Origin of the sequence: Paraburkholderia kirstenboschensis, from assembly GCF_032806925.1 — a bacterium.
GTDB classification, from domain to species: domain Bacteria; phylum Pseudomonadota; class Gammaproteobacteria; order Burkholderiales; family Burkholderiaceae; genus Paraburkholderia; species Paraburkholderia kirstenboschensis.
In genome coordinates, this window is sequence record NZ_CP136512.1 from 962,747 (window position 1) to 987,197 (window position 24,451).

Consider the following 24,451-nt stretch of genomic DNA (forward strand, 5'->3'; position numbering starts at 1 on the left):
CAGGAGGGGTCAATTCTACTGAGTCATATCGTGACGTGCTGTTGCGCACCGCGAAGCCACGCGGCCGGTGCGCGATAGCCGACCGTCTCGCGCACAAATCCTTCATACTTGACGACGATATAGACAGCAAGATCCGAAGTGTCTTCAGCAGGCGGGAAGTCCACACTGGAATCATTGCGACACCGGTAGCGTCCGGCATCCGTGCATTTGCAACCGCGTGCCGTGCAGTCTCACTTCATTCGCAGGAGCAGACAAGTGACTTACGCCTACAAGTTGATGGATTCCCCCGTCGGCAAATTGAAGCTCGTTGCCAGCGGCGAGCATCTGGCCGCCATTCTTTGGGAAAACGACAAGCCGAACCGCGTGCGTCTGGCAGAGTCGATGCAAGCCGACGATCGGCCGATTCTGCTCGAAGCCGAGCGTCAGTTGAATGAGTACTTCGCCGGCAAGAGGCAGACGTTCGATCTGGCGCTCCAGTTTCAAGGGACGGAGTTTCAGAAGAAAGTGTGGGCCGCGTTGCTGACCATCCCTTTCGGCCAGACACGCACTTACGCACAAATCGCTGTGCAGATCGGCAATATCAACGCGGTGCGGGCGGTCGGCGCGGCAAACGGCAGAAACCCGATTTCTATCGTGGCGCCGTGCCATAGGGTGATCGGCGCGTCAGGCGAGCTGACCGGTTTCGCGGGCGGCCTCGCGAACAAGATGCTGCTGCTTTCGCTGGAAGCGGGGCAAACGTCGCTCGAAGCCGCCGCGGATATGCAAGCGCAAGCACCCGCAGACCGAGCCAACGTCGCTGCGAAACGCGCACGCCCTGCGCCTGCTCGCGGCATGCAAAGTTCGTTGTTCGGCAATTGACGGCGTCAGAGTAGCGTCGCTGAAGCTGTAAGCAGGCGCACTCAGAAGTTCGCGAAGAATGCTCGTGCAGCAATCATGCATGAGCCCGCAACGAGCCCTCCGTGATAAGAACGCAACACGGCAGAGGCGCCCCCGTCTGTCGCGCCAGCGGCAACGGCCTCGCGCGCAATCGATGCCTTCGCATTTGCAAAGCCCTGCTTGACGGTTGCGAATGGATCGTCGGGTCCGGTGGCGGACGAGTCCACATCCAGCACGGATGTCAGTCCCGCAGGCACCTTGGCGTTGAGCCAATAGGCCTGCTCGATGCGGGCGTTGAAGAAGAACACCATCGGGTCCGAGCCGCCGCCGCACAGCAGGACCGGCGCCTTCGGAACCCAGTTACGCAGATCGTTGCGCTTGAACGCCTGCCGCAGCGGATGCGCGGGATTGGCCGCTGGCGCGAGGCTTGCGCTTGCATGGGGGAAAGCGCCATCGGGATTGTCCGCCGCGTCTTCAAGAAGCGCGCGGCGGTAGGCGTTACGCACGAGGTTGGCGCCGCCGAAACCTGCGGCGAATAGCGGCGTCAATGCGGGCGGCGTGAGAAGCGGCGATACGGGCGGTGTTACCGACGCGAACTGCGCGGCCGGCGGAGTACTGCTGAAAAGGTGCGTTGACGGCAGTTTGCGTTGCGAGAAAAGTATGTCGAGAGGTTGTGCATTCGGAAGCACTCGTTCGATATCGTGCGCGTGGGCGGCTTCGAAAAATTCCGTCGGCTTGCGATACAGGTTTTTATAGGCATGTTGATAGCCCGTCACCACCATCGTCGTGAAAAGTGTCGAGCCGAGACTGACCTGACCTGCAATGATGGCGTCGGCGGTAGCGGCCAGCGCATATGGGCCCGAGCCCGGCGCGGACGCAGTCACCTTGACGCCCGCTGCTTGCAGCGCGCGATGCGTCGCCAACGCAACAAAACCGCCTTGCGAATAGCCAGTAATGAAGAGCTTGCCGTTCTCGCGCGTGGCGGTAGGCGAGCCTTCGTCGTTCAGCATCGCGCGCGCCGCGTGCAGCGCGTCGATCATATCGGCGGACTGCTGGTCGGCGTTCAGATAAGGATGGTACGGAAGATCGGACCCGGCATAGCCCGCATAGTTGCTGGCCGCCACGATGTAGCCGTGAGCCGCATACATCGCGGCCACGGCGAGGCCTTCGCCGGCGCCCTCGTTGTCGGCGTCGGTCCGCGCGATATCGGCAAGATTGTATTTGCTGTAGGCGGTGGTGCCGTGCGCATACAACATGAGCGGGCGCGGCCCGCCGCACGCCGCAGATTCGCCTTGCGGGGTCATCAATGCACCGCTTGCAGTGGTCGGTTCCCCCGCGCCGCCGATAGTCCGGTAGCGGAAATACACGACCTCGACGCCGCAAGCGGGCGCACCCGCCATTCGCATGAGGCGCTGCCCTGAGGGGCTCGATGCAAGTAGATCCGACAATTCGGCAGCGCTAAGCTTCGACGTGACCCGATGATCGAGAAGCTGGCCGCGCACGCCGCACGCCGGTTCGCACGATGAGTCGGCTTGCGCCGAGGTGCCGATGGTCAACGCAAGACATGACAGCAATGCGAGGGCTGCGGTGCGGGTCGCTTGTGGCATGCGGGTCTCCGAGCGAAACCGCTAGCATAGCGCCACTATGGGGGCTGCGCCGAGCCGCCCACGCCCGCATTCAAATCGCCACGGCTAACCGGTGCGGGTGTTTCGATACCGCCCGTCCCACCCCCACCCCACCCCCACGCGAATCGTCTCGCACCTGGAAAGTATGAATCGACGCTTCCAGCAGTCTCGCCTGCTCGGTCAATGTTTGCGCCACCGCCGCGGCTTGTTCGACGAGTGCGGCGTTCTGTTGCGTGACGCTGTCCATCTGCGTGACGGCGTCGCCGACCTGATCGATGCCCGCGCTCTGCTCCGCGGCGGCCGCGGCGATGTCGCGCATGACGCCCGACAACTTCGCAATGGCGTCGCTCGCCGCCTGAATCGTCGTACCGGTTTTGTCGACGAGTTCAACGCCGGTCTCAACGCGACCCACCGCGCGGCTGATCAACGCGCGGATTTCCTTCGCCGCCGACGCGCTGCGCTGCGCAAGCGTGCGCACTTCGCCGGCCACCACGGCGAAGCCGCGCCCTTCGTCTCCCGCGCGAGCCGCCTCGACAGCCGCGTTCAGCGCAAGAATGTTGGTCTGGAATGCGATGCCTTCGATCACCGCAATGATCTCCACCATCTTGTGCGATTCGGTCGATATCTCCTGCATTGTCGACACGGCCTCGGCCGCCATTTTTCCGCCCTGCGTGACGATCTGCTCGGCGCTCGCCGTCAATTGACTCGCCGTCTGCGCGCTCTCCGACGTTTGCCGGACCATCGCAGTCATCTGCTCCATGCTGGCCGCCGTCTCTTCGAGTGACGCGGCCTGGCTCTCGGTACGCGCGGACAGATCCGTATTGCCTTCCGCAATCTCCCGCGCGCCGGTCGCCACCTTCTCGGCCGCGCCGCCGATCTGCACGATGGTCTTTGCAAGGGCGTCGCGCATCTGCCGCATGGTATGCAGAAGACTCGAGTCATCGCCTTCCCGAATCTCGACGGGGATAACGAGATTGCCCTTGGTGATCTCACCGGCGACCTGCGCGACGTACGCCGGGTCGCCGCCAATCGTGCGTTGAATGCTGCGATTAGTGAACGCGACGAGCGCGGACAGTAACAGCGCGACCGCGCCGACCACGCTGCCGAGCACATACAGTGACTCTTTGAACGCGGCATCGATATCGTCGACGTAAGCGCCCGTCGCGATGATCCAGTCCCACGGCGCATAACGCACGACATAGCCGATCTTGCCGACCGCGGCGGACGGTGGATTACCCGGATGCGGGAACACATAGTCGACGAAGCCGCCCTCCGGTGCCTGCGCCGTCGCGGCAAACGTCACGTAATGGTGACGGCCGTCGGCGTCCGCGGCGCCCGCGAGATCCTTGCCGTCCAATGCGGGTTTCATCGCATGCATGACCATGCGCGGCGTGGAGTTGAGCACGAGGAAGTAGCCATCCTCTCCGTAGCGCACGTCGCGCAGCCGCTCGAGTGCCTGCTTGCGCGCATCGGCCTCGCTAAGCGCGCCGCTTTGCGCAAGTGCCGCATATTCCTTCACGATGCTGAGTCCAACGTGCGCAACATTCACGAGGTCGTGCTTGCGCTCTTCAACGCGCGTCTCACGCGACAACCACGCCGCCGACACCGACACGGCGAGGAGCGCCAGCAGGCTGACGACGAGCGGCACCCAGAGCTTCTGCTTGAAATTCAATCGATGCATGCTCGCGCTCCTGTTTCGTCCGGTCGAAGAAGGTCGATGGGCCGCTGCGCGCACCTCTGATTGTTCAGGCGGCGCGGCAGCATCGCACGACCACTCGAGTTATTTATCGGCACCTATGCGGGCCGCATGTGTAGAGACAAACCCTCTCCCCGCCGGATTTTCAAATCGAAAGCATCAATTGCTGACGGCTGCAAACCCATTGCGATTAGCGTGTGCGCATGAAGCGCCCCCTTAAATTCCATCAAGCGCTGTCGTTTACATGGCATGCGGCGCATATGAATTCATTCGCGTCGCATAGTGAATATCGATAGTTCGCTCGTCCGGCTGTTTCGATATCGGACACAACACAAAAATGTTCTCCCTCCACTCGAAATGAATAAACTTTTCGCCACTTTCGCTATTGCCGGCACATTGCTGACCACTGGTTGCGCAACTGTTGCGCCCATGTCGCCAACCACGTCGATGAGCTCCGTCGATACGAAGCAAAACTCCTACGCGTTAATGACGGTGACGCTCAGCAACGCGTATCACACGAGCTACCAGCCGAGTCCTATCGTCGTGCACATGGAGCGCGGCGCAGCGGACAGCCGTGCCGACCGCCTGAATTTCAAATTCGACGACCAGGCGACCACGACGAGCAGCACCGGCAATCACTACTTTGTCCGGCTTCCGCTTGCCCCTGGAAAATATGTAATGCGCGGTATTACCGGACAAAGCGGCATATTCCCGTTCCATGGCATGTTCTTTACGCCGCTTCACGAAACGGTAGAGATCAAGCCGAATTCCATCGTCTATCTCGTCGAACCTGAACAATCCGGAAGTCGTTGTGTGGTGAGGCTTTACGGCCGAAATGGTGTTGTGGGAATTGCAGGGACCTGGCATATTGGTACGGGAATCCTGCAATTTCTGACGAGGTGCGGATGGGTCCCAAGACACCTGTGACGGAAGGAGATTTCTTCCGGCAACCGCTGCGTGAACAGATCAACCTGAAGCATCCGCTGGTACGCCTGACGGACCTGATCAACTGGGAACGGCTGGGCGCGTCGATGAGCGAGAGCTTCGTGTCCGGCAAGGGCCGCCCGGCAACATCACCGCGCCTGATTGCGGGTCTGCTCTACCTGCAACATGCCTTCGACCTGTCTGACGAAGAGGTTGTGTGGCAATGGGTTGAGAACCCGTATTGGCAGGTGTTCACGGGCGAGACTTACCTGCAGACGCAGCCACCAATCGACCCATCGAGCCTGACGCGCTGGCGCAAGCGGCTGGGTGAAGCCGGCGTTGAAGAGTTGCTGGCAGAGACGATTGAAGCAGCGAAGCGCGCCGGCGTGATCAAGGCCTCGAGCGTAAAACGCGTAATCGTCGACACGACGGTCATGGAGAAGGCGATTGCGTATCCGACCGATTCACGCCTGCTCGAACGATGTCGCGAACACCTGGTGAAGGCCGCTGCGAGACACGGCCTGAAGCTGCGGCAGAACTACAATCGCGAGGCGCCACGGCTGGCAAGCCAGATCAGTCGTTACGCGCATGCGAAGCAATACAAGCGGATGAGAAAGACACTGCGCACGTTGCGCTCGCGTGTGGGTCGGGTGATGCGCGACGTCGAGCGGCAAGTCGACGCGGTGGCCGATTGCAGCCGCGCGGCATTGCAGGAACTGATTGGCCGCACGAAGCGGATTCTGTCGCAGAAGCTGAAGGACAAGAACAAGCTGTATGCGCTGCACGCGCCGGAAGTCGAGTGTCTGGCCAAGGGCAAGGCGCGCATACCGTACGAATTCGGCGTGAAAGTGTCGATCACGACGACTCACAAGGAAGGGCTCGTGGTGGGGATGCGTTCAATGCCGGGCAACCCATACGACGGCCACACGCTGGCTGAGGCGCTGGAGCAGGCCGCGATCCTCAGCGACGTTACGCCAGAGGTCGCCATCGTGGACCGTGATTACAAGGGCGTTGCGCTTGATGGCGTGAAGATCTATCACCCCGGCCTGCGGCGCGGCATCACATGCGGACTACGCGCGATGATCAAACGGCGAAGTGCGATCGAGCCTGCCATCGGTCACATGAAGAGCGATGCCAAGCTCGGGCGCAACGGGTTGAAGGGTGCGCTGGGCGATGCACTGCACGCCGTGCTGTGCGGCGCTGGCCACAACCTGCGGATGATCCTCAGGAAGCTACGGCTTCTTTATGCCTTCGTTCTTGCTGTTTTGTTCAGAATGGCCACCGACGCGATGGTGTGACCGCCGGAACTCAAGAAGAGGTGGCCCCGGAGATCTGGACAGTCGGTTAGGTGGAATCGCTGGGTTCTGAAATGGGCATAATGCCTACAAAGGAAACCAGACGATGACGAAGAGAACCCGGCGCACGCACTCAGCGGCGTTCAAGGCGAAGGTGGCACTGGCAGCCGTACGCGGCGAGCGTACGCTGGCAGAATTGGCGCAGCAGTTTGAGGTTCATCCGAACCAGATCACAGAATGGAAGCGGCAGTTGCAAGAACGAGCGGCCGATGTGTTCGGCGCGGCGGGCGCGCCCGTCAATGAGCCGCCGGTGGACCTGAAGACGTTGCACGCGAAGATCGGCCAATTGGCGCTGGAGAATGATTTTTTGTCCGGCGCGCTCGGCAAGGCAGGCCTGCTGAGCGCAAAGAAATGATTGATCGTGCTCACCCCCTGCCGGTTTCCCGGCAGGTCAAGCTGGTCGGCATCAGCCGATCCAGTGCGTACTACGCGCCGAGCCCGGTCAGTGCCGCGGATCTGGCGCTCATGCGCCGCATCGACGAGTTGCACCTGGAGCACCCGTTTGCCGGCGCGCGCATGTTGATGCGCCTGCTCAAGCGAGAGGGCATAGTGGTCGGACGCAAGCACGTCGGCACGTTGATGCGCAAAATGGGCATCGAAGCGCTATATCGCAAGCCGAACTTGAGCCGCAAACATCTGGCTCACAAGATCTGGCCATACCTGCTGCGCAATCGGAAGATCGAGCGTAGCAACCAGGTGTACGCATTGGACACAACATACGTGCCTATGGCACACGGCTTCGTGTATCTCACTGCTGTGATCGATTGGGCCAGCCGCCGTGTTTTAGCGCACCGAGTCGCGATCACGATGGAAGCTGAACATGCGGTGGCAGCGCTTGAAGAAGCATTCGCGAAATATGGATTGCCTGAGATCGTCAACACCGATCAAGGCAGCCAATTCACCAGTACCGTCTTCACCGACGCGGTCCTCTCGCGCGGAATCGCCTTGTCGATGGATGGCAAGGGAAGTTGGCGGGACAACGTTTTTATCGAACGGCTGTGGCGCAGCGTGAAGTACGAAGAGATATATTTGAACGCCTATGAGTCCGTCGGCCAGGCACGGAAGTCCATCGCTAATTACCTGACGTGGTACAACCAGCAAAGGCCTCATTCAAGTCTATCGAACAAGACCCCGGATGAAGCTTACTTCGCGATGCTGCCCGCGATTAAATTGGCAGCGTGACCACCCAGCGTTCCACTTAAAAATCGAAAAAACTGTCCGAACGAACGGGGCCACCTCTAGACGAATTGTTCAGGGCCGACTATCTCGGGCATATCGACGCGACGGTAGTGGAACGTAAAGACGGCGAATTGCGCGCGGGCCCCGTTATTCCGCTGATCGACCAGGCGGCGACTGGATTTAGCGGAGGCACCTGGAACATTAGCGTCAGCGATCAGTTCGATGCCGACGTGGCGGAATTCAAAAAGGATTTCCCAGCCTTGACGAACGCTTCTATCGAGCGCGAAGTTCTACCGGCGTGGGACAAGCAGAAGGCGACCGACTGGTGGGCCAACCACTAAGGAACGGTGTCTGCCGTACCCCGTGCGGGCATCTTCGGATTCGTTGTGCCCGCACGCTTTTCAACCGGGAGGAATAGTTTTAGCTAGGGGCAAACCCGTATAATGACGAGCAAGTGGTCAGACAACTTTGGCACATCGCTTGTCCAGACTTCGCGCCCTTAGTGCTTCACCTTAATCGCCCTTCCTGCCCAGATCCGTGACTTCCACCGCCGCTGCCACCGCGCTGCCTTTCCGGAACGCCCTCTTCGCGATGCTCGGCATCGGTCTCGTCAACATGCTCGTGGCACTCGACCAGACGGTCGTCAGCTCCGCGCTGCCGTCGATCGTCGCGGAGCTGCACGGCTTCGAGTACTACGCGTGGATCGCGAGTGCGTATCTGCTGGCGTCGGTCGTAACCGTGCCCGTATTCGGACGCCTTGGTGACTATTTCGGCCGCAAGCGCTTCGTGATCGCCGCAGTGATCACGTTCACGGTAGCCTCGGTGCTATGCGGCGTCGCGAACGACATGCTGTTTCTCGTGATCGCGCGCGGCCTGCAAGGCGTGGGGGGCGGCATGATGGTCGGCACCGCGTTCGCGTCGATACCCGACCTGTTCCCCGACCCGCGCGCGCGCGTGCGCTGGCAAGTCGTGATGGCCGCGGCGTACGGCATCGGCACGGCGGCGGGTCCGTCGCTCGGAGGATGGATGAGCGAGCACCTCGGCTGGCGCTCCACGTTCCTGATCAATTTGCCGGTCGGTGCGGCGGCGCTCTACTTCATCTGGGTGCATCTGCCGAGCTTTCAGCGGCCCCATGACGGCGAGGTCAAAATCGACTGGCTCGGTGCCGGGCTCGTGGCCGCGGTGCTCGGAGGTCTGCAGGCTTTCATCGAAGCGGTGCCGAAAGACGGCTTGACCGCCGGCAACATCACGCTTGCCGTGTGTGTGATCGTCGGCGCCATTGCGTTGTTCGTGTGCGAAAAGCGCGCCACGCATCCGATCATTCCGCTCGATCTGTTCAAAGACTCGCAGCTCGTCACGTTGTTCACGCTCGGCATGCTGTCCGGCTTCGTCATGTTCTCGCTGATTTTCTTCGCGCCGCTGCTGCTGCAAGGCGGCTTCGGACTTTCTCCGCAACAGGCCGGCCTGCTCGCCACGCCCATCGCCGCATGCATCGCACTCGGCAGCCTGCTGAATACGCGCATCGTGATTCACATGAAGAAGCCGACGCGCATTCTCTCTATCGGCTTCGCGTTGCTGCTGTTCGCGTCGATCGGTCTTGCATTTGCGAATCCCGAAACACCGCACCTGTGGATCGAATTGCCGATGGGCGCGGTCGGCATCGGTCCCGGCTTCATCCTCAACAATCTGAATGTGTTCGGACAGGAGATCGCGGGCCGCGAGCGCTTCGGCATCACGACCGCGCTGCTGCAATCGACGCGAATGGTGGGCGGCATGCTGGGCACGAGCATCGTGGCGACGGTCGTGCAACACCACTATCGCGATGTCGTCACGCGGACGATGAGCGTGCTCGGCGAGCCGACGGCGTCGCAATGGCGGCCGCGCTTCGTCGATCTGCGCATTCTGATCGACGAAGCATCGCGCCTGAAGCTGATCGCGGACATGAAGCCGTCAGGGCTGAACACGCTTGCATTGATCGACACCGCACGCGATGCGCTGGTGCAGTCGATTCACATCGGTGTGTGGCTGACCGCGGTGGCGGCGCTCGCCGCTGCTTTGCTCGTGCAGCGGATTTCGCACGTGGTGTTTCGCCGCGGCTAGCGTCAAGCCCGCGGCGAAACGCGTGCAGAGCGCTTATTGCGGGCCGAGTTTCGCGATCAGAGCGCCCAGTTGCCCGGACTCTTCTTCGGTCAGATCGGTCAGCGGCGCGCGTACCGGACCGGCGTCGCGACCAACCAGCTTCGCGCCCGCCTTCACGATGCTCACTGCGTAACCGGCGCGACGATTGCGAATAGCCAGATACGGCAGGAAGAACTCGTCGATGAGCCGTGACGTGGTCGCATGATCGTCTGCGGCAATCGCACGATAGAACTCCATCGCGGTCTTCGGAATGAAGTTGAATACCGCCGACGAATACACAGGCACGCCAAGCGCCTTATACGCCGCCGCATAAACCTCCGCGGTCGGCAGGCCGCCGAGATACGAGAAGCGGTCGCCAAGGCGCCGGCGAATGGTCACCATTGCCTCGATTTCGCCGACGCCGTCTTTGAAGCCGATCAGATTCGGGCAGCGATCCGCGAGCCGTTCCAGCATATCGGCATTGAGCTTTGAATTCGCGCGGTTATACACAATGACGCCGATGTTCTTCACCGCGTTGCACACCTGTTCGACGTGCGCGGCAATCCCTTCCTGCGAAGCCTCGGTCAGATAGTGCGGCATTAGCAGCACGCCACTTGCGCCAAGGCGCTCTGCTTCCCGCGCGTACTCGATCGCGACGCGCGTCAGACCGCCCGCGCCCGCGAGAATCGGCACCTTGCCCTTGCATGTTTCAGTCGCCGTGCGAATCACGTTGGTGTAGTCGCTTTTGGTCAGCGAAAAAAATTCGCCGGTGCCGCCTGCGGCGAACAACGCGGTTGCACCGTAGGGCGCGAGCCATTCGAGCCGTTGCGCGTAGGTGTCGGCGCGGAAGTCGCCCTGCGCGTCGAAGTCGGTCACGGGAAAGGACAACAGTCCTTCGGATACGATCGCTTTGAGTTCTTGCGGTGAAGTCATTTGTAAATGGCGTGAATATCGTCAAATGTTGAATGAGCGGGCGATAGACTGCGTCGCAAGCAATCAGCGCACGAGGCAGGGGCGCTTGTTATCGAACTTCCAGTTGGGAATCAGGTACTGCATTGCGACGCCGTCGTCGCGTGCGCCGAGGCCGTGCTGCTGGTAGAGCGCGTGCGCCTTCTCGATCTCGTCCATATCCAGTTCGACGCCGAGCCCCGGCTTCTGCGGCACCTTCACCTTGCCGCCGACGATCTGCAACGGTTCGCGCGTCAAACGCTGACCGTCCTGCCAGATCCAATGCGTGTCGATTGCCGTGATCTTGCCGGGCGCGGCTGCTGCCACATGCGTGAACATCGCGAGCGAGACGTCGAAGTGATTGTTCGAATGCGAGCCCCATGTGAGGCCCCAGTCATTGCACATCTGCGCGACGCGCACCGAACCCTGCATGGTCCAGAAGTGCGGATCGGCGAGAGGAATATCCACGGACTGCAACTGGATCGCGTGGCCCATCTGGCGCCAGTCGGTCGCGATCATGTTGGTCGCCGTCGGCAAACCGGTCGCGCGGCGGAATTCCGCCATCACTTCGCGGCCTGAATAGCCGTTCTCTGCGCCGCAGGGGTCTTCCGCATACGCGAGCACGTCGTGTTTGTCGCGACAGAGGCGGACCGCTTCCGCAAGCGACCATGCGCCGTTCGGATCGAGCGTCACGCGGGCATTCGGGAAGCGCTCGGCGAGCGCGGTCACCGCTTCCATTTCAGCGTCGCCGGACAGCACGCCGCCCTTGAGCTTGAAATCGTTGAAGCCATAGCGGGCTTGCGCGGCTTCGGCGAGACGAACCACGGCTTCCGGCGTCAATGCTTCTTCGGTGCGCACGCGGTCCCAGTCGTCGCGTCCATCGGCGCCGCTCGCATACGGCAGGTCCGTCTTGTTGCGATCGCCGATATAGAACAGGTAGCCAAGCATTTCCACTGCGTCGCGTTGCTGACCTTCGCCAAGCAGGGCAGCAACGGGCACGCCGAGATGCTGTCCGAGCAAATCCAGCAGCGCAGCTTCGAGCGCGGTCACGGCGTGAATCGTGGTGCGCAGATCGAATGTTTGCAGGCCGCGTCCACCCGCATCGCGGTCGGCGAACTGCGTGCGCACTTTGTTCAGGATAGCTTGCAAATTACCGATAGATTGACCGACGACGAACGGACGCGCGTCGTCGATCGTCTTGCGGATATTTTCGCCGCCCGGCACTTCGCCCACGCCGACGTGACCGGCGCTGTCGCGCAGAATCACAATGTTGCGCGTGAAGTACGGACCATGCGCGCCGCTCAGGTTCAGCAGCATGCTGTCGCGGCCGGCAACCGGCACGACGCGTAGTTCAGTAACGGTAGGCGTATCGTTCGACATGGATGGTTTCGTGGACATAGGAACTAGACCAGTTGAGATGGTGAGCCGGACGGTGATGAGCAACGCATTGTGCGAACACGCTCACCACCTGTGCCGGACGTAAACTGTTTGCGCGCGTGGCTCATGAGCTGCGGCCAGAGAAACAGCGGTCAGTGTGCTCTGCTTTGCAGCGGATCGCGCAGCAGGTTGCCGTCGCCGCGCCGATTGCGCGTGAGGAAAGCCGCCGCAGCCGCGATCAGCGAGGCCACGCCAAGACCATAAAGTCCGCCGGTGATCGAACCGGTGTGCTGCTGCAAATAGCCGAACGTGGCGGGCGCGAAGAAACCGCCCAGATTGCCGATGGAATTGATCAGCGCGATCACCGCTGCGGCGACGCGCGCATCGAGATAGCCCTGCGGAATGGGCCAGAAGAGCGAGGCCGCCGCCTTGAAGCCGATCGCCGAGAAGCAGATCGCGATGAACGACAGAAGCGGGTTACCCGAGGTCGACGCAAAGAGGCCACACGCCGCAATCACGAGCGCCACAGCGAGCCACGCCTGCTGAAAACGCCACTTCGCCGAAAGCAATGCGAAGCAATACATCGCAACCATTGCGATGAGCCACGGAATCGCGTTGAGCATGCCGACTTCGAAATCCGACAGGCCGCCAATCTTGCGGATGATGGTGGGCAGCCAGAAGGTGGCCGCGTAAATCGTCAACTGGATCGCGAAGTAGAGAAGGCAAAACAGCACGATCTGCGGATCCTTCAACAGCTTCACCGCCGGTAGATGCGCGCCGCCGTGTGCCACGCGCTCCGCCTGTTCAGCGGCGATCGTGCTTTCGAGAACGCCTTGCTCTTCTGCTGTGAGCCAGGAAGCATCGCGGATGCGCGACTTGAGGAACATCCAGCTGACCGCGCACAACACGATAGAAAAGCCGCCTTCTATCAGGAACATCCATTGCCAGCCGTGCAGGCCGAGTCCGCGAATGGACAGCAGGCTACCCGTGATCGGTCCCGACACCACCGAAGCGATGGCCGAGCCCGACAGAAAAATTGCCACAGCCTTGCCGCGTTCTTTTTGCGGCAGCCACTGCGTGAAATAGAACACCACGCCCGGAAAGAAGCCCGCCTCCGCGACGCCGAGCAGGAATCGCAACACGTAAAACGACGTTTCGTTCGACACAAACGCCATGGCCGCGGCGACGACACCCCACGTGCCCATGATCCGCGTCAGCCACGCTCGTGCGCCGTACTTCTGCATCAATACGTTCGAGGGCACTTCGAACAGCGCGTAGCCGATGAAGAACAGCCCGCTTCCCAGCCCATACGCCGCCGCGCCGATGCCCAAGTCGGTTTTCATGTGGGTGTTGACGAAGCCGATATTCACCCGGTCGATATAGTTCGCGATGAACATGATCAGGAAGAGCGGCAACACATGCCGCTTGACCTTCGAGACGGCGGACCCCAATGGATCGAGTGCGGCGGTGAGAGCAGAGGTCAAGAGAGTCTCCAGTGGCGACCGACGAGCGGTCTTGATCTGACGTCATGGGCGGCTGGCAGAGTCAGCAGTCGAATGGCGACGTACAGATATGTTGTCTGATGACAGTCTAACGCCGTTGTGTGACTGTTTCCAATGTGGTGTTTACCCTTTCTCCCCTGCTAACACGCCAGTTGAACGGTGCGACAAGGCGCGTCGGCAAGGCTGCACGCGGCCAAAGCGGTTAAAATAAGACGTCTGATGACAACAAAGCCACTACAACGAGGACCGTCCGCGCCGGCCAACCCGCTTCACCATCGCGCGACCCATGAATTTTCGTGACAGACGCTATGATGGCTAATGTCCAGACGTCACCAGACGTCCCGCGCGCCCTCAACCCGCGCGTTTTCAGCCGATCAAGTCAACAAGCCACAGCAATGAGCAGCCTAACTGAGAAAGTGGTGGCCACCCTTTCCGATGAAATCCGCCGCGGCGTCCTGAGACCAGGAGACCGCATACCCACGGAAGTCGCGATGATGAAGCAGCTCTCGGTCAGCCGCTCCGTCGTGCGCGAAGCCATCTCGCGCCTGCAGGCGGCCAAGGTGGTAGAAACGCGTCACGGCATCGGCACGTTCGTGCTCGCGCCGGCCGCTGAGAAAAACATGCAGTTGCCCGCCGCCGATCTGTCGAGCATGCTCGACGTGATGGCGATCATCGAATTCCGGATCGATGTGGAAGCGGCGTCGGCAGCGCTCGCCGCTGCGCGGCGCACGGAGCAGAGTCTCAGGCAGATGCGCGCGGCGCTCGGACGCTTCGAGTCCGAACTCGAACGCGGCAGCACCGACACGCTCGCGCACGACGTCGAGTTTCATTTGCAGATCGCGCGCGCAAGCGGCAATCGCTATTTTTTCGACGTGCTGAGCCAGTTAGGAAGCGCGGTCAGTCCGCGCACGCGTCTTGGCTCAGCGGAGATTGCAGAACTCGACCAGATCGAGACCTTGCGCAACGTGCTCAACGAGCACCAACTCATCTACTTTGCGATCGAGCGCCAGGACCCCGACGACGCCCGCGCCGCGATGCGCATGCATCTGAGCAACAGCCGCGAGAGGCTGCGACGCGCGCATGAGTTGAGTGCGCCGGGCGAATAGCACAGCACGAACGGCGGCGCATTGCCGCCGGCGAATTCACACCGACGGCGGCGCCTCGATTTCGAGGCTCATCAACGCGGAACTCAGCGACTTGCCGTGCGCGTCGAGCGCGAGCGAGCGCGTCACGCCTCCGCCAAGCGCCTCGCCGAGCACGAAGTTGAACGCCGCAATGACCGGCAGTTCGTAGCGCGCGACATTGCCACGCACGACATCCGCGAGATGCGCCTTCACGCGCTGCGGCGTCAATATGGCGCGCAAATGCTCGTAGTGCCGCACGTCGTAACAGATCACCGAGATGTTCAGCGTATTGCCCTTGTCGCCGGTTCGGGAATGGGCCAACTCACGTAGTTTCATCTCACGCCTCCACCATCGTGAACGTCGGCTTCACATGCTCGCGCGGCAACAGCACCGATTGCACTGCAACGACTTCCCGCGCTGACTTCGTGACTCCACCTCCGCCCGCCGGACCGTTCGTGTATAAAGTCTCGACTTCGTTGCCGACGCGCACAGCTTGTTCCAACGATGCAGTGCGCCCCGCCACGCGCGCGCGGACTTCGTAGGGCTCCGCCGAATTAGCGGCAAGCGTCTCGCCGTGCAAGGCGTTCACGCCGATCAGGTCGAAGCGCAACTCATGAGTCTGAACTCCAGTCAGTGCAAGCCGCTCGCGCACGATCTCGAGTGCGAGACGGGCACGCGTCAGCGCACCTGGGCCCGCATATGAAATCTGCCCCTCGCCGATGAAACCGTCGAAATACGCGACCGAGACCTTAAGCGTGTCCGTGCGCGGCGCACCGCTGCCACCGCTCACGCGAACCCGATCTGCCGCTTCCTCCTCGACATGCACACGCGAGAAATCAGCAACCACGTCTGGTTGCAAATAACGTTGCGGATCGTGGATCTCGTACAGCAGCTGCTCCTTGCACGTCGCCTCGGTCACTCGTCCGCCAGCTTGCGCGAGCTTGGTGATGACCACGGCGCCGTCCTCGCCCACTTCCGCGATGGGAAAGCCGAGCCTTGCGAGCGCGGGAATATCCTTGAACCCAGGGTCCGAGAAATAGCCGCCGGTGATTTGCCCCGCGCATTCCAGCAGATGGCCGATCACCGTCGCCTGGCCCAGCGTCTGCCAGTCGTCCATATGCCAGCCGAACTCATGGATCAGTGGCGCCACGAACAACGACGGATCGGCCACACGTCCCGTGAGGATGATTTGTGCGCCCGCGGCGAGCGCGTCGACGATTGCGCTCGCGCCGAGATAGGCATTTGCGGAGACGAGACGCGACTTGTAGTCCGCCACGCGCTCGCCGGATTCCTCGAAGCGAAAGTCGCCGTCACGCACGGCATCGAGCACGTCGTCGCCTGTAATCGCCGCAATCTTGATGTCGCCGAGCCCAAGCGAGCGCGCAATCTCTGCTGTCTTGCGCGCCGCCGCAAGCGGATTCGCCGCGCCCATGTTCGAAACGATGCGCACACCATTGCGTAGCGCGGCCGGCAACACCGCCTTCATGCGCGTCTCGAGAAGCGGGTCGTAGCCCAGTTCGGGGGCTTTGCTGCGGGCCTGCTGCGCAATCGCAATCGTGCGTTCGGCGAGACATTCGAACACGAGGTAATCGAGCGCGCCGTATTCCGCGAGTTCGACCGCGGGCTCGATACGGTCACCCGAATAGCCCGCGCCCGCGCCGATTCGCACAAGGCGTCCATGCTGAGTGGCTGTCATGCTGCTCACACCTGTTTCGGTAAAGCTCACAGTGAAAATATCCCCAACGCAACGCACGCGATCGTCATCACGATGGATGCGCCGAACAACAAGGGGAACGTGAATCGCTGATGATCGGCGAGTTCGATGCCGCATAAACCGACCACGAGGAAAGTGGCGGGCGTCAATGGGCTGACCGGGAAGCCGGTCGTCATCTGACCGAGCAACGCGGCCTGCCCGACCTGCACCGCGGGCACGCCGAGCTGACCCGCGACTTCGGCGATAACCGGCAGTACCCCGAAGTAAAACGAGTCGGGATCGAAGAGCATGCTAAGCGGCATGGACATGATGCCGAGCGCGACGGGAATGTGGCTCGCCATCGCGGGCGGCACGAAGCCGACTGCTGCTTGCGCCATCGCCTTGAGCATGCCGCTGCCCTGCATGACGCCCGTGAACACGCCGGCCGCGAGAAGAATGCCCGCCATCATCAATGCAGCGCGTGCATGCGCGTCGATCCGCTTGCGCTGTATGTCCACGTTCGGATAGTTGACCATCAACGCGACGCACAGGCCGACCATGAACATGATTGCGGGCGGAATTTTTTCGCCCATCACGACCATCGTGCCGAGCACGACGAGCGTGAGCACGATGTTGAACCAGAAATTCTTCGGTCGACGCAACGCTTGTTCTTCCGGCGTCAGTTCGCGCTTGGGCATCGGCACGGCACCGCTCGCGGTGCCGAGACCGAGCCGCTTTTCCTCGCGACGTCCAAGCCAGAATGCAACGCCGAACACGAACACGAGGCCGATTGCCTGCACCGGAATCAGCGGATTGAACAGCGCCGAGATGGGCAGATGCAGCGAAGCGGACGCGCGAATCATCGGTCCGGTCCATGGCAGGAAGTTGATGCCGGCCGCCATCGAAACGGCTGCGGCCAGCACGCGCCGGTCCATCTTCAGACGGTCGTAGAGCGGCAGCATCGCGGGAATCGTGACGAGAAAGCAGACCGCACCGGAGCCGTCCAGATGGATCAGCAGCGCGAGCAGCGTGGTGCCCATCACAATGCGCGTGGGCCGCGTGCCGACCGCGCGGAGAATGCGGTCGATGATCGGATCGAGCGTGCCCGCGTCGGTAATGGTGCCGAAGTAAAGAATCGCGAACACGAACATGCCGACGACCGGCGCCAGGCCCTTGAGCCCGTCGATCACGAACTTGCTCGTTTGAAAGCCGAACCCGCCGATCAACGACGCGGCAATCGGCACGATGATGAGCGCCACCAGCGGCGACATGCGTTTCGACAGAATGGCGCCGAGCAGCACGACGATGGTGGCCAGCCCCAGTAATGGCAGCATGTGCTTGTCTCCAATGTTGTTTTTTACTGCGATCCAGCGTAAGTTCAGGTCACTGATAAAGCAATTGAAATGAATTGATTGCAGCAATTACAAATTGCCATGGATCTGAATCTTCGGGACATTCGCGCGTTTATCGCGGTTGCGCAAACGGGCAGCTTCACACAAGCGGCGACGCGGCTGCATCTTTCGCAACCCGCATTGACGGTGCAGATCAGGCGCCTCGAGGAAACGCTGGGCCTGCGGCTTTTCGACCGCAACAGTCGCAATGTCGCGCTCACGCCGACGGGGCGCGATCTGCTGCCACTTCTGCAAAAGTCGCTGCACGACATGGAGCATGTGCTGATCGATGCTCGCGCACTCGGCGACGGCGCGAGCGGCACCGTGCGGATAGCCTGCCTGCCGACTTTCGCGGCAAGCTCGCTGCCCGAACTCGTTCAAGACCTGAAGAGAACCGTGCCGCGCGTGAGCTTCGAGGTGCGCGATGTGGTCGCGAGCATGGTCAATACGTTGGTGCGTAACGAAGAGGCCGATATCGGATTGACCGGCGGCGCTCTGGACGACGCGAACCTGGAAGTGCTACACGCGGGCATCGACAGACTGGTGGTCGTTTGTCCGAAGCGGCACCCGTTAGCGAAGCGGCGGCGCATCACGCTTGCCGATCTTGCAGCGACACCGCTGGTGCTGACCGCGCAAGGCACGAGTGTGAGGGCGGTTGTCGATAGCGCGTTTTCCAGCGCGCGTTGCCTGCCGGAGATTGCCTGCGAGCCGACCTACATGATGAGCGCCGTAGCAATGGTTCGTGCGGGGCTCGGCGTGACGATACTGCCCGCGTCGGCGCGCGAAGTGAGGGCGGAGCCTGAGCTCGTGGTGCGTCCCGTCGACGATCCGGCGTTCACGCGCCCTATCGCGCTGATCAAGAAGCGTGGGCGCACGTTGCCGCGCGTCACGGAGACGTTCGTTGCGATGCTGATTGAGAAGTTCGACTCGCAGTGAACGGCGATTGGGCGCTTGCGGCGTATTCGCGAGAATCGGCAAGGCGGGGAGGGGCAAGCAGAATCTCGTAGGTTTGTTGCTATGCGCGCCGCTGTGCTGGCACGCTGGCGCTTGCGATGACAGTGCTTGCATGAAAGAGGAGACGACGACGATGGCAGCTTTCCCGGAACCGAACGACGATTCGCTTGAACGCTTCGAAGCGCACGGCGCGCCGCCGCTGCCCGCGTCGAACGAGTCGGGCTGGGTCGAGCACGAAGGCGCGCGAATCTGGTACGCGTCTCACGGCAGCGGCACGGCAGTGATTCTTTTGCACGGCGGACTTGGCCACAGCGGCAACTGGGGTTATCAGGTGCCGGCGCTCCTCGCTGCTGGCCACCGCGTGGTGGTAATCGACAGCCGCGGTCACGGCCGCAGCACGCGCGATGCGCGGCCGTACAAGTATGAACTGATGGCGTCCGACGTCCTCGCCGTAATGGACGCGCTCGCGCTCGAACGCGCGGCAATCGTCGGCTGGAGCGACGGCGCGTGTGTGGCGATGGTGCTCGGCATGGTGGCGCCGCAACGCGTTGCGGGCGTGTTCTTCTTCGGCTGCAACATGGATCCCGGCGGCACAAAAGAATTTGTAGCGACGCCGGTTATCGACCGCTGTTTCAGCCGGCACCGTCAGGACTATGCTCAGCTTTCCGCCACGCCCGACGACTTCGATGCATTCGTCGCCGCCGTCAGCGAAATGATGAAGACCGAGCCCAACTATTTCGCTGACGACCTCGCGCGAATCCGCGTGCCGGTTGTCATCGCGCAGAGCGAACACGACGAGTTCATCAAACAGGAGCACGCCGAATATCTCGCCGGCGCCATTCCCGGCGCGGACTTTAACCTGTTGCCCGGCGTCAGTCATTTCGCGCCGCTGCAAAGACCGGTGCTGTTCAATAGGGTGATGCTGACGTTCGTGGAGCGCGTGCTGTCGCGAGGCCGGTCCTGAACGCGTACAGGTGTGTATCTGCGAGACCCCCGAAATTTCACGATGCGACATGCGTCCTTGCCTCGTAAAAAATCGTGGTGCGTGGCACAAAGCCGCCGTTTCGCAATGTCGCCCCACGTTGCACATCGCAAAATGAAACGCGCAACCTACTGATTTTTCGTTATATTTTTCATTCCAACGAACCTCTTGGCAACCGCTTGCGCCGCCGCCCGCTGACATAGACTCTTTTACAAGAGCAGGCGCTTCATGCGGTGCAGTGGATTGGATGCGACAGAACGGTGTCGAACAGGTCCCCGAATCCCACGCAAGGAGCCGCCATTGCGCAGCGGTTTTTATTGGCAATTGGGAGACTAAAAATGAAAGGCTTTCGCTTTGGATCGACTGAAGGAGCGTTCTACATTTTGCCGGGCGAGGACGGTTGGGAAGCATCCTACGGCAACGACAAACTCGGCGAGTTTTCCAGCCCGCAACAAGCGGCTGACGATCTCGCGCGCGGTTTGACCTGCCCGCATCTGTCTGAAGTCGACACCTCGACGCTCGAAATTCCGGAGAAACTGAGCGACTGGGAAATCGTTCACGTTTGATGGACCGCACTACACGCGTCCGCGTGATGCAGCCAGAAACGACGATGGCGCTCGAGAGCGCCATCGTCATGCTTACCGCTTACTTTTCTGTGCGGCGTTAGGTGTGTGCCCGGCTGCGTCTTCAAGAGCGTGCACAGGTGCATTATCACCTGCGTCGCTTCTCACACGGGTCAGCACATGGCCGAACACCTCAATCGATCGAGTCCACGATCTGGTTCAGCGTGGCGCTCGGGCGCATAGCCTTGCTAGTCAGTTCGACCTTCGGACGATAGTAGCCGCCGATATCCACCGGCTTGCCTTGCGCTGCACGCAGTTCCTCGAGGATCTTCGCTTCGTTCCCGGCCATTGCCTTCGCCACGCCGGCGAACTGCGCCTGCAACGCGGCGTCTTCCGTTTGCGCGGCCAGTGCTTCCGCCCAGTACATCGCGAGGTAGAAGTGGCTGCCGCGGTTGTCAAGACCGCCAACCTTGCGCGCCGGCGACTTGTCGTTGTCGAGGAACTTGCCGGTTGCCTGATCCAGCGTCTTCGCGAGAACCTGGGCCTTCGGGTTGTGATACGCGTTGCTCAGATGTTCGAGCGACGCTGCCAGCGCCAGGAATTCACCCAGCGAGTCCCAACGCAGGAAACCTTCTTCAACGAGTTGCTGAACGTGCTTCGGCGCCGAACCGCCCGCGCCCGTTTCGAACATGCCGCCGCCTGCCATAAGCGGGACAATGGACAGCATCTTCGCGCTGGTGCCCAGTTCCATGATCGGGAACAGGTCAGTCAGGTAGTCGCGCAGCACATTGCCTGTGACCGAGATCGTGTCCTTGCCGGCGCGGATGCGCTCGACCGAGAACTTCGTTGCCTCGACCGGCGTCATGATGCGAATGTCCAGACCGTTCGTGTCATGGTTCTTCAGGTACTGCTCGACCTTCTTGATGATCTGCGCGTCGTGTGCACGAGCCGCGTCGAGCCAGAACACGGCCGGTGTGTTGGTGGCGCGCGCGCGGTTCACCGCGAGCTTGACCCAGTCCTGCACCGGCGCGTCTTTGGTCTGGCACATGCGCCAGATGTCGCCCGCTTCCACCGCTTGCTCGATCAGCACAGCGCCGCTTGCGTCGGTCACACGAACCAGGCCGTTCGCCGGAATCTGGAACGTCTTGTCGTGTGAACCGTATTCTTCAGCGGCTTGTGCCATCAGGCCGACGTTCGGCACCGTGCCCATCGTGACCGGATCGAATGCGCCGTTCTTCTTGCAGTCTTCGATCACTGCCTGATACACGCCCGCGTAGCAACGGTCCGGAATCACGGCCTTGGCGTCGTGCAGTGCGCCGTCCGCGCCCCACATCTTGCCCGACTCGCGAATCATGGCCGGCATGGACGCGTCGACGATCACGTCGCTCGGCACGTGCAGGCTCGTAATGCCCTTGTCCGAATTGACCATGGCCAGTTGCGGACGCTGTTCGTACTGAGCCTTGATGTCGGCTTCGATCTGCGCAGCCGTTTCGGCCGGCAGATCTTTGAGGCGCGCGTACAGATCGCCGATACCGTTGTTCGGATTGAAGCCCGCTTGCGCCAGCGCGTCAGCGTGCTTGGTCAACACGTCTTTGTAGAACACCGACACGACGTGACCGAAGATGATCGGATCGGACACTTTCATCATCGTGGCTTTCAGGTGCACTGAGAACAGCACGCCCTTGCTCCTGGCATCGGCGATTTCCGCTTCGATAAAGCTGCGCAGTGCGTTCTTGCTGAGCACCGACGCGTCGATAATCTCGCCCGCCTGCACCGGCGTCTTTTCCTTCAGAACTGTCTTCGTGCCGTCGGCAGCCGTCAGTTCGATCTTCACCGCACCGGCCGCTGCGATCAGCGCCGATTTTTCGCTGCCGTAAAAATCGCCGCCGCTCATGTGCGCGACATGCGACTTGGAGTCCGCAGCCCATGCGCCCATTTTGTGCGGATGCTTGCGTGCGTAGTTCTTCACCGACAGCGGCGCGCGGCGGTCGGAGTTGCCTTCGCGCAGCACGGGATTGACCGCACTGCCCTTGATCTTGTCGTAGCGTGCCTTGACGTCTTTTTCCGTGTCGGTCGTGGCGACGTCCGGATACGGCGGCAGCTTGTAGCCCTGATCGCGCAATTCGGTGATCGCGGCCTTCAGTTGCGGCACCGACGCGCTGATGTTCGGCAGCTTGATGATGTTTGCTTCCGGGCGCGTTGTGAGTCCACCCAGCTCCGCCAGATCGTCGGAACCCTTCTGTTCCGCGGTCAGGTAGTCCGGAAATGCAGCGATGATCCGGCCAGCAAGCGAGATATCGCGCGTTTCAACGATCACGTCGGACGAGCGCGTGAACGCCTTGACGATCGGCAGCAGCGAGTAAGTCGCCAGAGCAGGCGCTTCGTCGGTCAGGGTGTAGATGATCTTCGGCGGTGTGGACATGTTTGATGCTTTGCTAGGTGAAGTGAGAGACAGAGCGTTGGACGCGCTGAGCCAGCGAGTTGCGACGAAGCAGCAAAACGAAGCGCGACCCGCAGCACTACTTTTTACGGCCCGACCGTGAGTATATGCGCGTTTTCCACTGTCCGCTGCTAAACAAACATGCCGACAAAGCCGGCGAAAGTGACACGAGGCCCGCCAGGCAAGGCTTTCAGCGATTTCGCTTACGTCTAAAGACATATGTCTTATAGATGACTCACACGCCGAAATTTTGTCTTAATGCGAATGGTATGCAATAACGCTGGCCCGCCTCCGTCGGCGTGATCGTGCGCTGAACATGGTGCCGCGGCTGCCATTCCCCGCTACACCGTATCGCCTTGACGGTAACTCTGTGCCATTGCAACGACCACCTTGCGGTCCTTCGAAAGGGTCGCGTGCGTGCGCCGTCAACATGTTGTCGAGCATCAGCACGTCGCCGGTCAGCCAGGGAAACACCACTCGCTGCTCGTCGAGCACGCCGCGAATCTGCGCGAGGGCGTCGGCTTCGAGCGGCGCGCCGTCGCCGTCATACACGTTGCGCGGCACGTTTTCCAGGCCGACAGAGTCGATCAGTGCATCCTGCATGTCTTCATCGAGCGACGAAAGATGGAACAGGTTCGCCTGGTTGAACCACACGTTTTCGCCTGTGCGCGGATGCCGCGCCACCGCCTGGCAACGTTCACGGGTGCGCAGAAGCAACTCGCCGTCTTCGCTGTCGCGCCATTCGCATTCAATGCCGCGCGCGCGGCAAATGCGCTCCACGACGGCTGAATCGTCCGAGCCGAAGGCCTGCTGCCACGGCAAATCGAGCCCTTGCCCGAAGTTGCGCACGTATAGCAGTTCGCGGCTCGCAAACCGTTCGACGAGCGCGGGATCGAGCGCGCGATAAATCGTGCGGCTGTCCGCAATCGGCGTCGCGCCGCCGGAACGCGCGGCAAGCGCGCAGTGAAACCAGATCCGCAACGGCCATTCGCGGGTGTACGACTGCTCGTTATGCAAAGGGATCGAGCGATGCGGCGGATATTCCGTCGACGTATGCGCCGCGCCCTCAACCTGGCTGCGCGGCGTAGACGCGAATTCGTAACCGATCAACGGATGCCCGAACGATGCCGCGAAACCTTGAAACGCATCGATCGAATCAACCCGGAAGCCTGAAAAGAGCACGCCGCCGGCGCGTTCGAGCGTCTCGTCGACAATCGCATGCAGCAGCGGCGCGGCGTCGTTCGACGGCATGTCCCCGCCCGTACGCGGTGACACGACAGTGGGTAGCCCCGGCTCGATAGCAAGATCGGCGAGCGTGGGCCGCGGAGTCGAAAGCATGGTCATAAGAATTCCCCTGGATGAAGCCGCGTACCGGCGCTGTTCTGGCGCGCCCGGTCATGCGGCGCTGGACGTAGCCGCCTCGTCCATGTGCGCGCCCAAATCGTGAAAGCGAGCGGCGGCGCGTCAGTTCGCGCAGTGCTTCCGTGCACTCGACGTTGCCCGCACATCCCTTATCGGCGGCGCGCATGCTTGTTCTCTCGAAAAACACGATCACAATCTAACGTAAACGCGAATCATTCTCAAAATACGCTTCGAACGGCCCTGCAGATCTGATGGCTTAGCTTGGGGAACGCAGAAGGACGACGGGTTCGCCGTTCAACCGCCGATCCGAATCTGGTACAACTGATGCTCTGCGCCGCGTCC

20 protein-coding genes and 1 pseudogene are annotated in these 24,451 nt (G+C 61.5%); 10 read left to right on the forward strand and 11 right to left on the reverse strand.

The genetic code is table 11. The features are described 5' to 3' along the window. Positions 1–23 precede the first annotated feature (23 nt). A complete protein-coding gene (locus RW095_RS13005) occupies positions 24–164 on the reverse strand; it encodes a hypothetical protein (protein ID WP_317019402.1) in 141 nt (46 codons plus the stop codon). 91 nt (positions 165–255) lie between these two features. Here RW095_RS13005 and RW095_RS13010 point away from each other — a divergent pair, with 91 nt between their 5' ends. Next, a complete protein-coding gene (locus tag RW095_RS13010) occupies positions 256–858 on the forward strand; it encodes a methylated-DNA--[protein]-cysteine S-methyltransferase (protein ID WP_317019403.1) in 603 nt (200 codons plus the stop codon). A gap of 41 nt (positions 859–899) precedes the next feature. Here the strand turns inward: RW095_RS13010 and RW095_RS13015 are convergent, their stop codons facing one another. Further along, a complete protein-coding gene (locus tag RW095_RS13015; protein WP_317019404.1) occupies positions 900–2,483 on the reverse strand; it encodes an alpha/beta hydrolase family protein in 1,584 nt (527 codons plus the stop codon). Between the two features lie 70 nt (positions 2,484–2,553). After that, positions 2,554–4,182 (reverse strand): methyl-accepting chemotaxis protein, encoded by a 1,629-nt coding sequence (locus RW095_RS13020; RefSeq protein WP_317019405.1) that lies wholly within the window; start codon positions 4,180–4,182, stop codon positions 2,554–2,556. A gap of 372 nt (positions 4,183–4,554) precedes the next feature. Here RW095_RS13020 and RW095_RS13025 point away from each other — a divergent pair, with 372 nt between their 5' ends. The 5 genes from RW095_RS13025 (at position 4,555) to RW095_RS13045 (ending at position 9,755) form a co-directional block, all read left to right on the forward strand. Then, on the forward strand, positions 4,555–5,124 hold the full coding sequence (locus RW095_RS13025; RefSeq protein ID WP_317019406.1) for a hypothetical protein: 570 nt from the start codon (positions 4,555–4,557) through the stop codon (positions 5,122–5,124). Beyond that, entirely contained in the window at positions 5,103–6,419 is a 1,317-nt protein-coding gene (locus RW095_RS13030) for an IS5 family transposase (RefSeq protein ID WP_317019407.1), read from the forward strand. The genes RW095_RS13025 and RW095_RS13030 overlap by 22 nt, the downstream gene beginning before the upstream one ends. 103 nt (positions 6,420–6,522) lie before the next feature. Further along, positions 6,523–7,658 (forward strand): IS3 family transposase gene (locus RW095_RS13035; RefSeq protein ID WP_394364999.1). Its coding sequence is split into 2 segments (ribosomal slippage): positions 6,523–6,787 and positions 6,787–7,658, totalling 1,137 coding nucleotides; the frame shifts between segments, so codons are not numbered across the junction. 107 nt (positions 7,659–7,765) lie between these two features. Continuing rightward, positions 7,766–7,996: a hypothetical protein gene (locus RW095_RS13040; RefSeq protein WP_317019408.1), complete on the forward strand. Its 231-nt coding sequence runs from the start codon at positions 7,766–7,768 to the stop codon at positions 7,994–7,996. A 250-nt stretch (positions 7,997–8,246) separates the two neighbouring features. Then, positions 8,247–9,755, forward strand: coding sequence for an MFS transporter (locus RW095_RS13045; RefSeq protein WP_317019838.1), 1,509 nt, complete (start codon positions 8,247–8,249; stop codon positions 9,753–9,755). Between the two features lie 33 nt (positions 9,756–9,788). Here the strand turns inward: RW095_RS13045 and kdgD are convergent, their stop codons facing one another. From kdgD to RW095_RS13060, 3 genes are all read right to left on the reverse strand, one after another. After that, positions 9,789–10,706: a 5-dehydro-4-deoxyglucarate dehydratase gene (kdgD, locus tag RW095_RS13050; protein WP_317019409.1), complete on the reverse strand. Its 918-nt coding sequence runs from the start codon at positions 10,704–10,706 to the stop codon at positions 9,789–9,791. Positions 10,707–10,769: 63 nt separating this feature from the next. Then, positions 10,770–12,119, reverse strand: a complete 1,350-nt coding sequence (gene gudD, locus RW095_RS13055) for a glucarate dehydratase (RefSeq protein WP_317019410.1) — start codon at positions 12,117–12,119, stop codon at positions 10,770–10,772. Positions 12,120–12,250: 131 nt separating this feature from the next. After that, positions 12,251–13,582: an MFS transporter gene (locus RW095_RS13060; protein ID WP_317019411.1), complete on the reverse strand. Its 1,332-nt coding sequence runs from the start codon at positions 13,580–13,582 to the stop codon at positions 12,251–12,253. 413 nt (positions 13,583–13,995) lie between these two features. Here RW095_RS13060 and RW095_RS13065 point away from each other — a divergent pair, with 413 nt between their 5' ends. After that, the gene (locus RW095_RS13065; protein WP_317019412.1) at positions 13,996–14,706 is read left to right on the forward strand and encodes a FadR/GntR family transcriptional regulator; all 711 of its coding nucleotides are present in this window, start codon (positions 13,996–13,998) and stop codon (positions 14,704–14,706) included. A 36-nt stretch (positions 14,707–14,742) separates the two neighbouring features. Here RW095_RS13065 and RW095_RS13070 read toward each other — a convergent pair whose 3' ends face one another. The 3 genes from RW095_RS13070 to RW095_RS13080 are packed head-to-tail and all read right to left on the reverse strand — an operon-like array spanning position 14,743 to position 17,751. Continuing rightward, positions 14,743–15,060, reverse strand: a complete 318-nt coding sequence (locus RW095_RS13070; RefSeq protein ID WP_317019413.1) for an AtuA-related protein — start codon at positions 15,058–15,060, stop codon at positions 14,743–14,745. Between the two features lies 1 nt (position 15,061). Next, positions 15,062–16,420, reverse strand: coding sequence for an acyclic terpene utilization AtuA family protein (locus tag RW095_RS13075; protein ID WP_317019414.1), 1,359 nt, complete (start codon positions 16,418–16,420; stop codon positions 15,062–15,064). A gap of 26 nt (positions 16,421–16,446) precedes the next feature. Next, a complete protein-coding gene (locus tag RW095_RS13080) occupies positions 16,447–17,751 on the reverse strand; it encodes a CitMHS family transporter (RefSeq protein ID WP_317019415.1) in 1,305 nt (434 codons plus the stop codon). A 99-nt stretch (positions 17,752–17,850) separates the two neighbouring features. On the opposite strand from RW095_RS13080, the gene RW095_RS13085 reads away from it, so the two are divergent. The 3 genes from RW095_RS13085 (at position 17,851) to RW095_RS13095 (ending at position 20,310) form a co-directional block, all read left to right on the forward strand. Beyond that, positions 17,851–18,744 (forward strand): LysR family transcriptional regulator, encoded by an 894-nt coding sequence (locus RW095_RS13085; RefSeq protein ID WP_317019416.1) that lies wholly within the window; start codon positions 17,851–17,853, stop codon positions 18,742–18,744. Positions 18,745–18,895: 151 nt separating this feature from the next. Continuing rightward, on the forward strand, positions 18,896–19,726 hold the full coding sequence (locus RW095_RS13090) for an alpha/beta fold hydrolase (RefSeq protein WP_317019417.1): 831 nt from the start codon (positions 18,896–18,898) through the stop codon (positions 19,724–19,726). Positions 19,727–20,082: 356 nt separating this feature from the next. Further along, positions 20,083–20,310 (forward strand): hypothetical protein, encoded by a 228-nt coding sequence (locus tag RW095_RS13095; protein WP_128585098.1) that lies wholly within the window; start codon positions 20,083–20,085, stop codon positions 20,308–20,310. Positions 20,311–20,500: 190 nt separating this feature from the next. On the opposite strand, the gene RW095_RS13100 is transcribed toward RW095_RS13095, so the two are convergent. Both RW095_RS13100 and RW095_RS13105 read right to left on the reverse strand, forming a co-directional pair. Beyond that, the gene (locus tag RW095_RS13100; RefSeq protein ID WP_317019418.1) at positions 20,501–22,729 is read right to left on the reverse strand and encodes an NADP-dependent isocitrate dehydrogenase; all 2,229 of its coding nucleotides are present in this window, start codon (positions 22,727–22,729) and stop codon (positions 20,501–20,503) included. A gap of 359 nt (positions 22,730–23,088) precedes the next feature. Beyond that, positions 23,089–24,091 (reverse strand): annotated as a pseudogene (locus RW095_RS13105) (TauD/TfdA family dioxygenase). Between the last annotated feature and the right edge of the window lie 360 nt (positions 24,092–24,451).

Bases quoted from the DNA above. Each gene is read 5' to 3' on its own strand.
- RW095_RS13015 (WP_317019404.1), bottom strand. From the start codon at position 2,483: ATGCCACAAGCGACCCGCACCGCAGCCCTCGCATTGCTGTCATGTCTT.
- RW095_RS13020 (WP_317019405.1), bottom strand. From the start codon at position 4,182: ATGCATCGATTGAATTTCAAGCAGAAGCTCTGGGTGCCGCTCGTCGTC.
- RW095_RS13025 (WP_317019406.1), top strand. From the start codon at position 4,555: ATGAATAAACTTTTCGCCACTTTCGCTATTGCCGGCACATTGCTGACC.
- RW095_RS13030 (WP_317019407.1), top strand. From the start codon at position 5,103: ATGGGTCCCAAGACACCTGTGACGGAAGGAGATTTCTTCCGGCAACCG.
- RW095_RS13045 (WP_317019838.1), top strand. From the start codon at position 8,247: ATGCTCGGCATCGGTCTCGTCAACATGCTCGTGGCACTCGACCAGACG.
- kdgD (WP_317019409.1), bottom strand. From the start codon at position 10,706: ATGACTTCACCGCAAGAACTCAAAGCGATCGTATCCGAAGGACTGTTG.
- gudD (WP_317019410.1), bottom strand. From the start codon at position 12,119: ATGTCCACGAAACCATCCATGTCGAACGATACGCCTACCGTTACTGAA.
- RW095_RS13065 (WP_317019412.1), top strand. From the start codon at position 13,996: ATGAGCAGCCTAACTGAGAAAGTGGTGGCCACCCTTTCCGATGAAATC.
- RW095_RS13070 (WP_317019413.1), bottom strand. From the start codon at position 15,060: ATGAAACTACGTGAGTTGGCCCATTCCCGAACCGGCGACAAGGGCAAT.
- RW095_RS13075 (WP_317019414.1), bottom strand. From the start codon at position 16,420: ATGACAGCCACTCAGCATGGACGCCTTGTGCGAATCGGCGCGGGCGCG.
- RW095_RS13080 (WP_317019415.1), bottom strand. From the start codon at position 17,751: ATGCTGCCATTACTGGGGCTGGCCACCATCGTCGTGCTGCTCGGCGCC.
- RW095_RS13085 (WP_317019416.1), top strand. From the start codon at position 17,851: ATGGATCTGAATCTTCGGGACATTCGCGCGTTTATCGCGGTTGCGCAA.
- RW095_RS13090 (WP_317019417.1), top strand. From the start codon at position 18,896: ATGGCAGCTTTCCCGGAACCGAACGACGATTCGCTTGAACGCTTCGAA.
- RW095_RS13095 (WP_128585098.1), top strand. From the start codon at position 20,083: ATGAAAGGCTTTCGCTTTGGATCGACTGAAGGAGCGTTCTACATTTTG.
- RW095_RS13100 (WP_317019418.1), bottom strand. From the start codon at position 22,729: ATGTCCACACCGCCGAAGATCATCTACACCCTGACCGACGAAGCGCCT.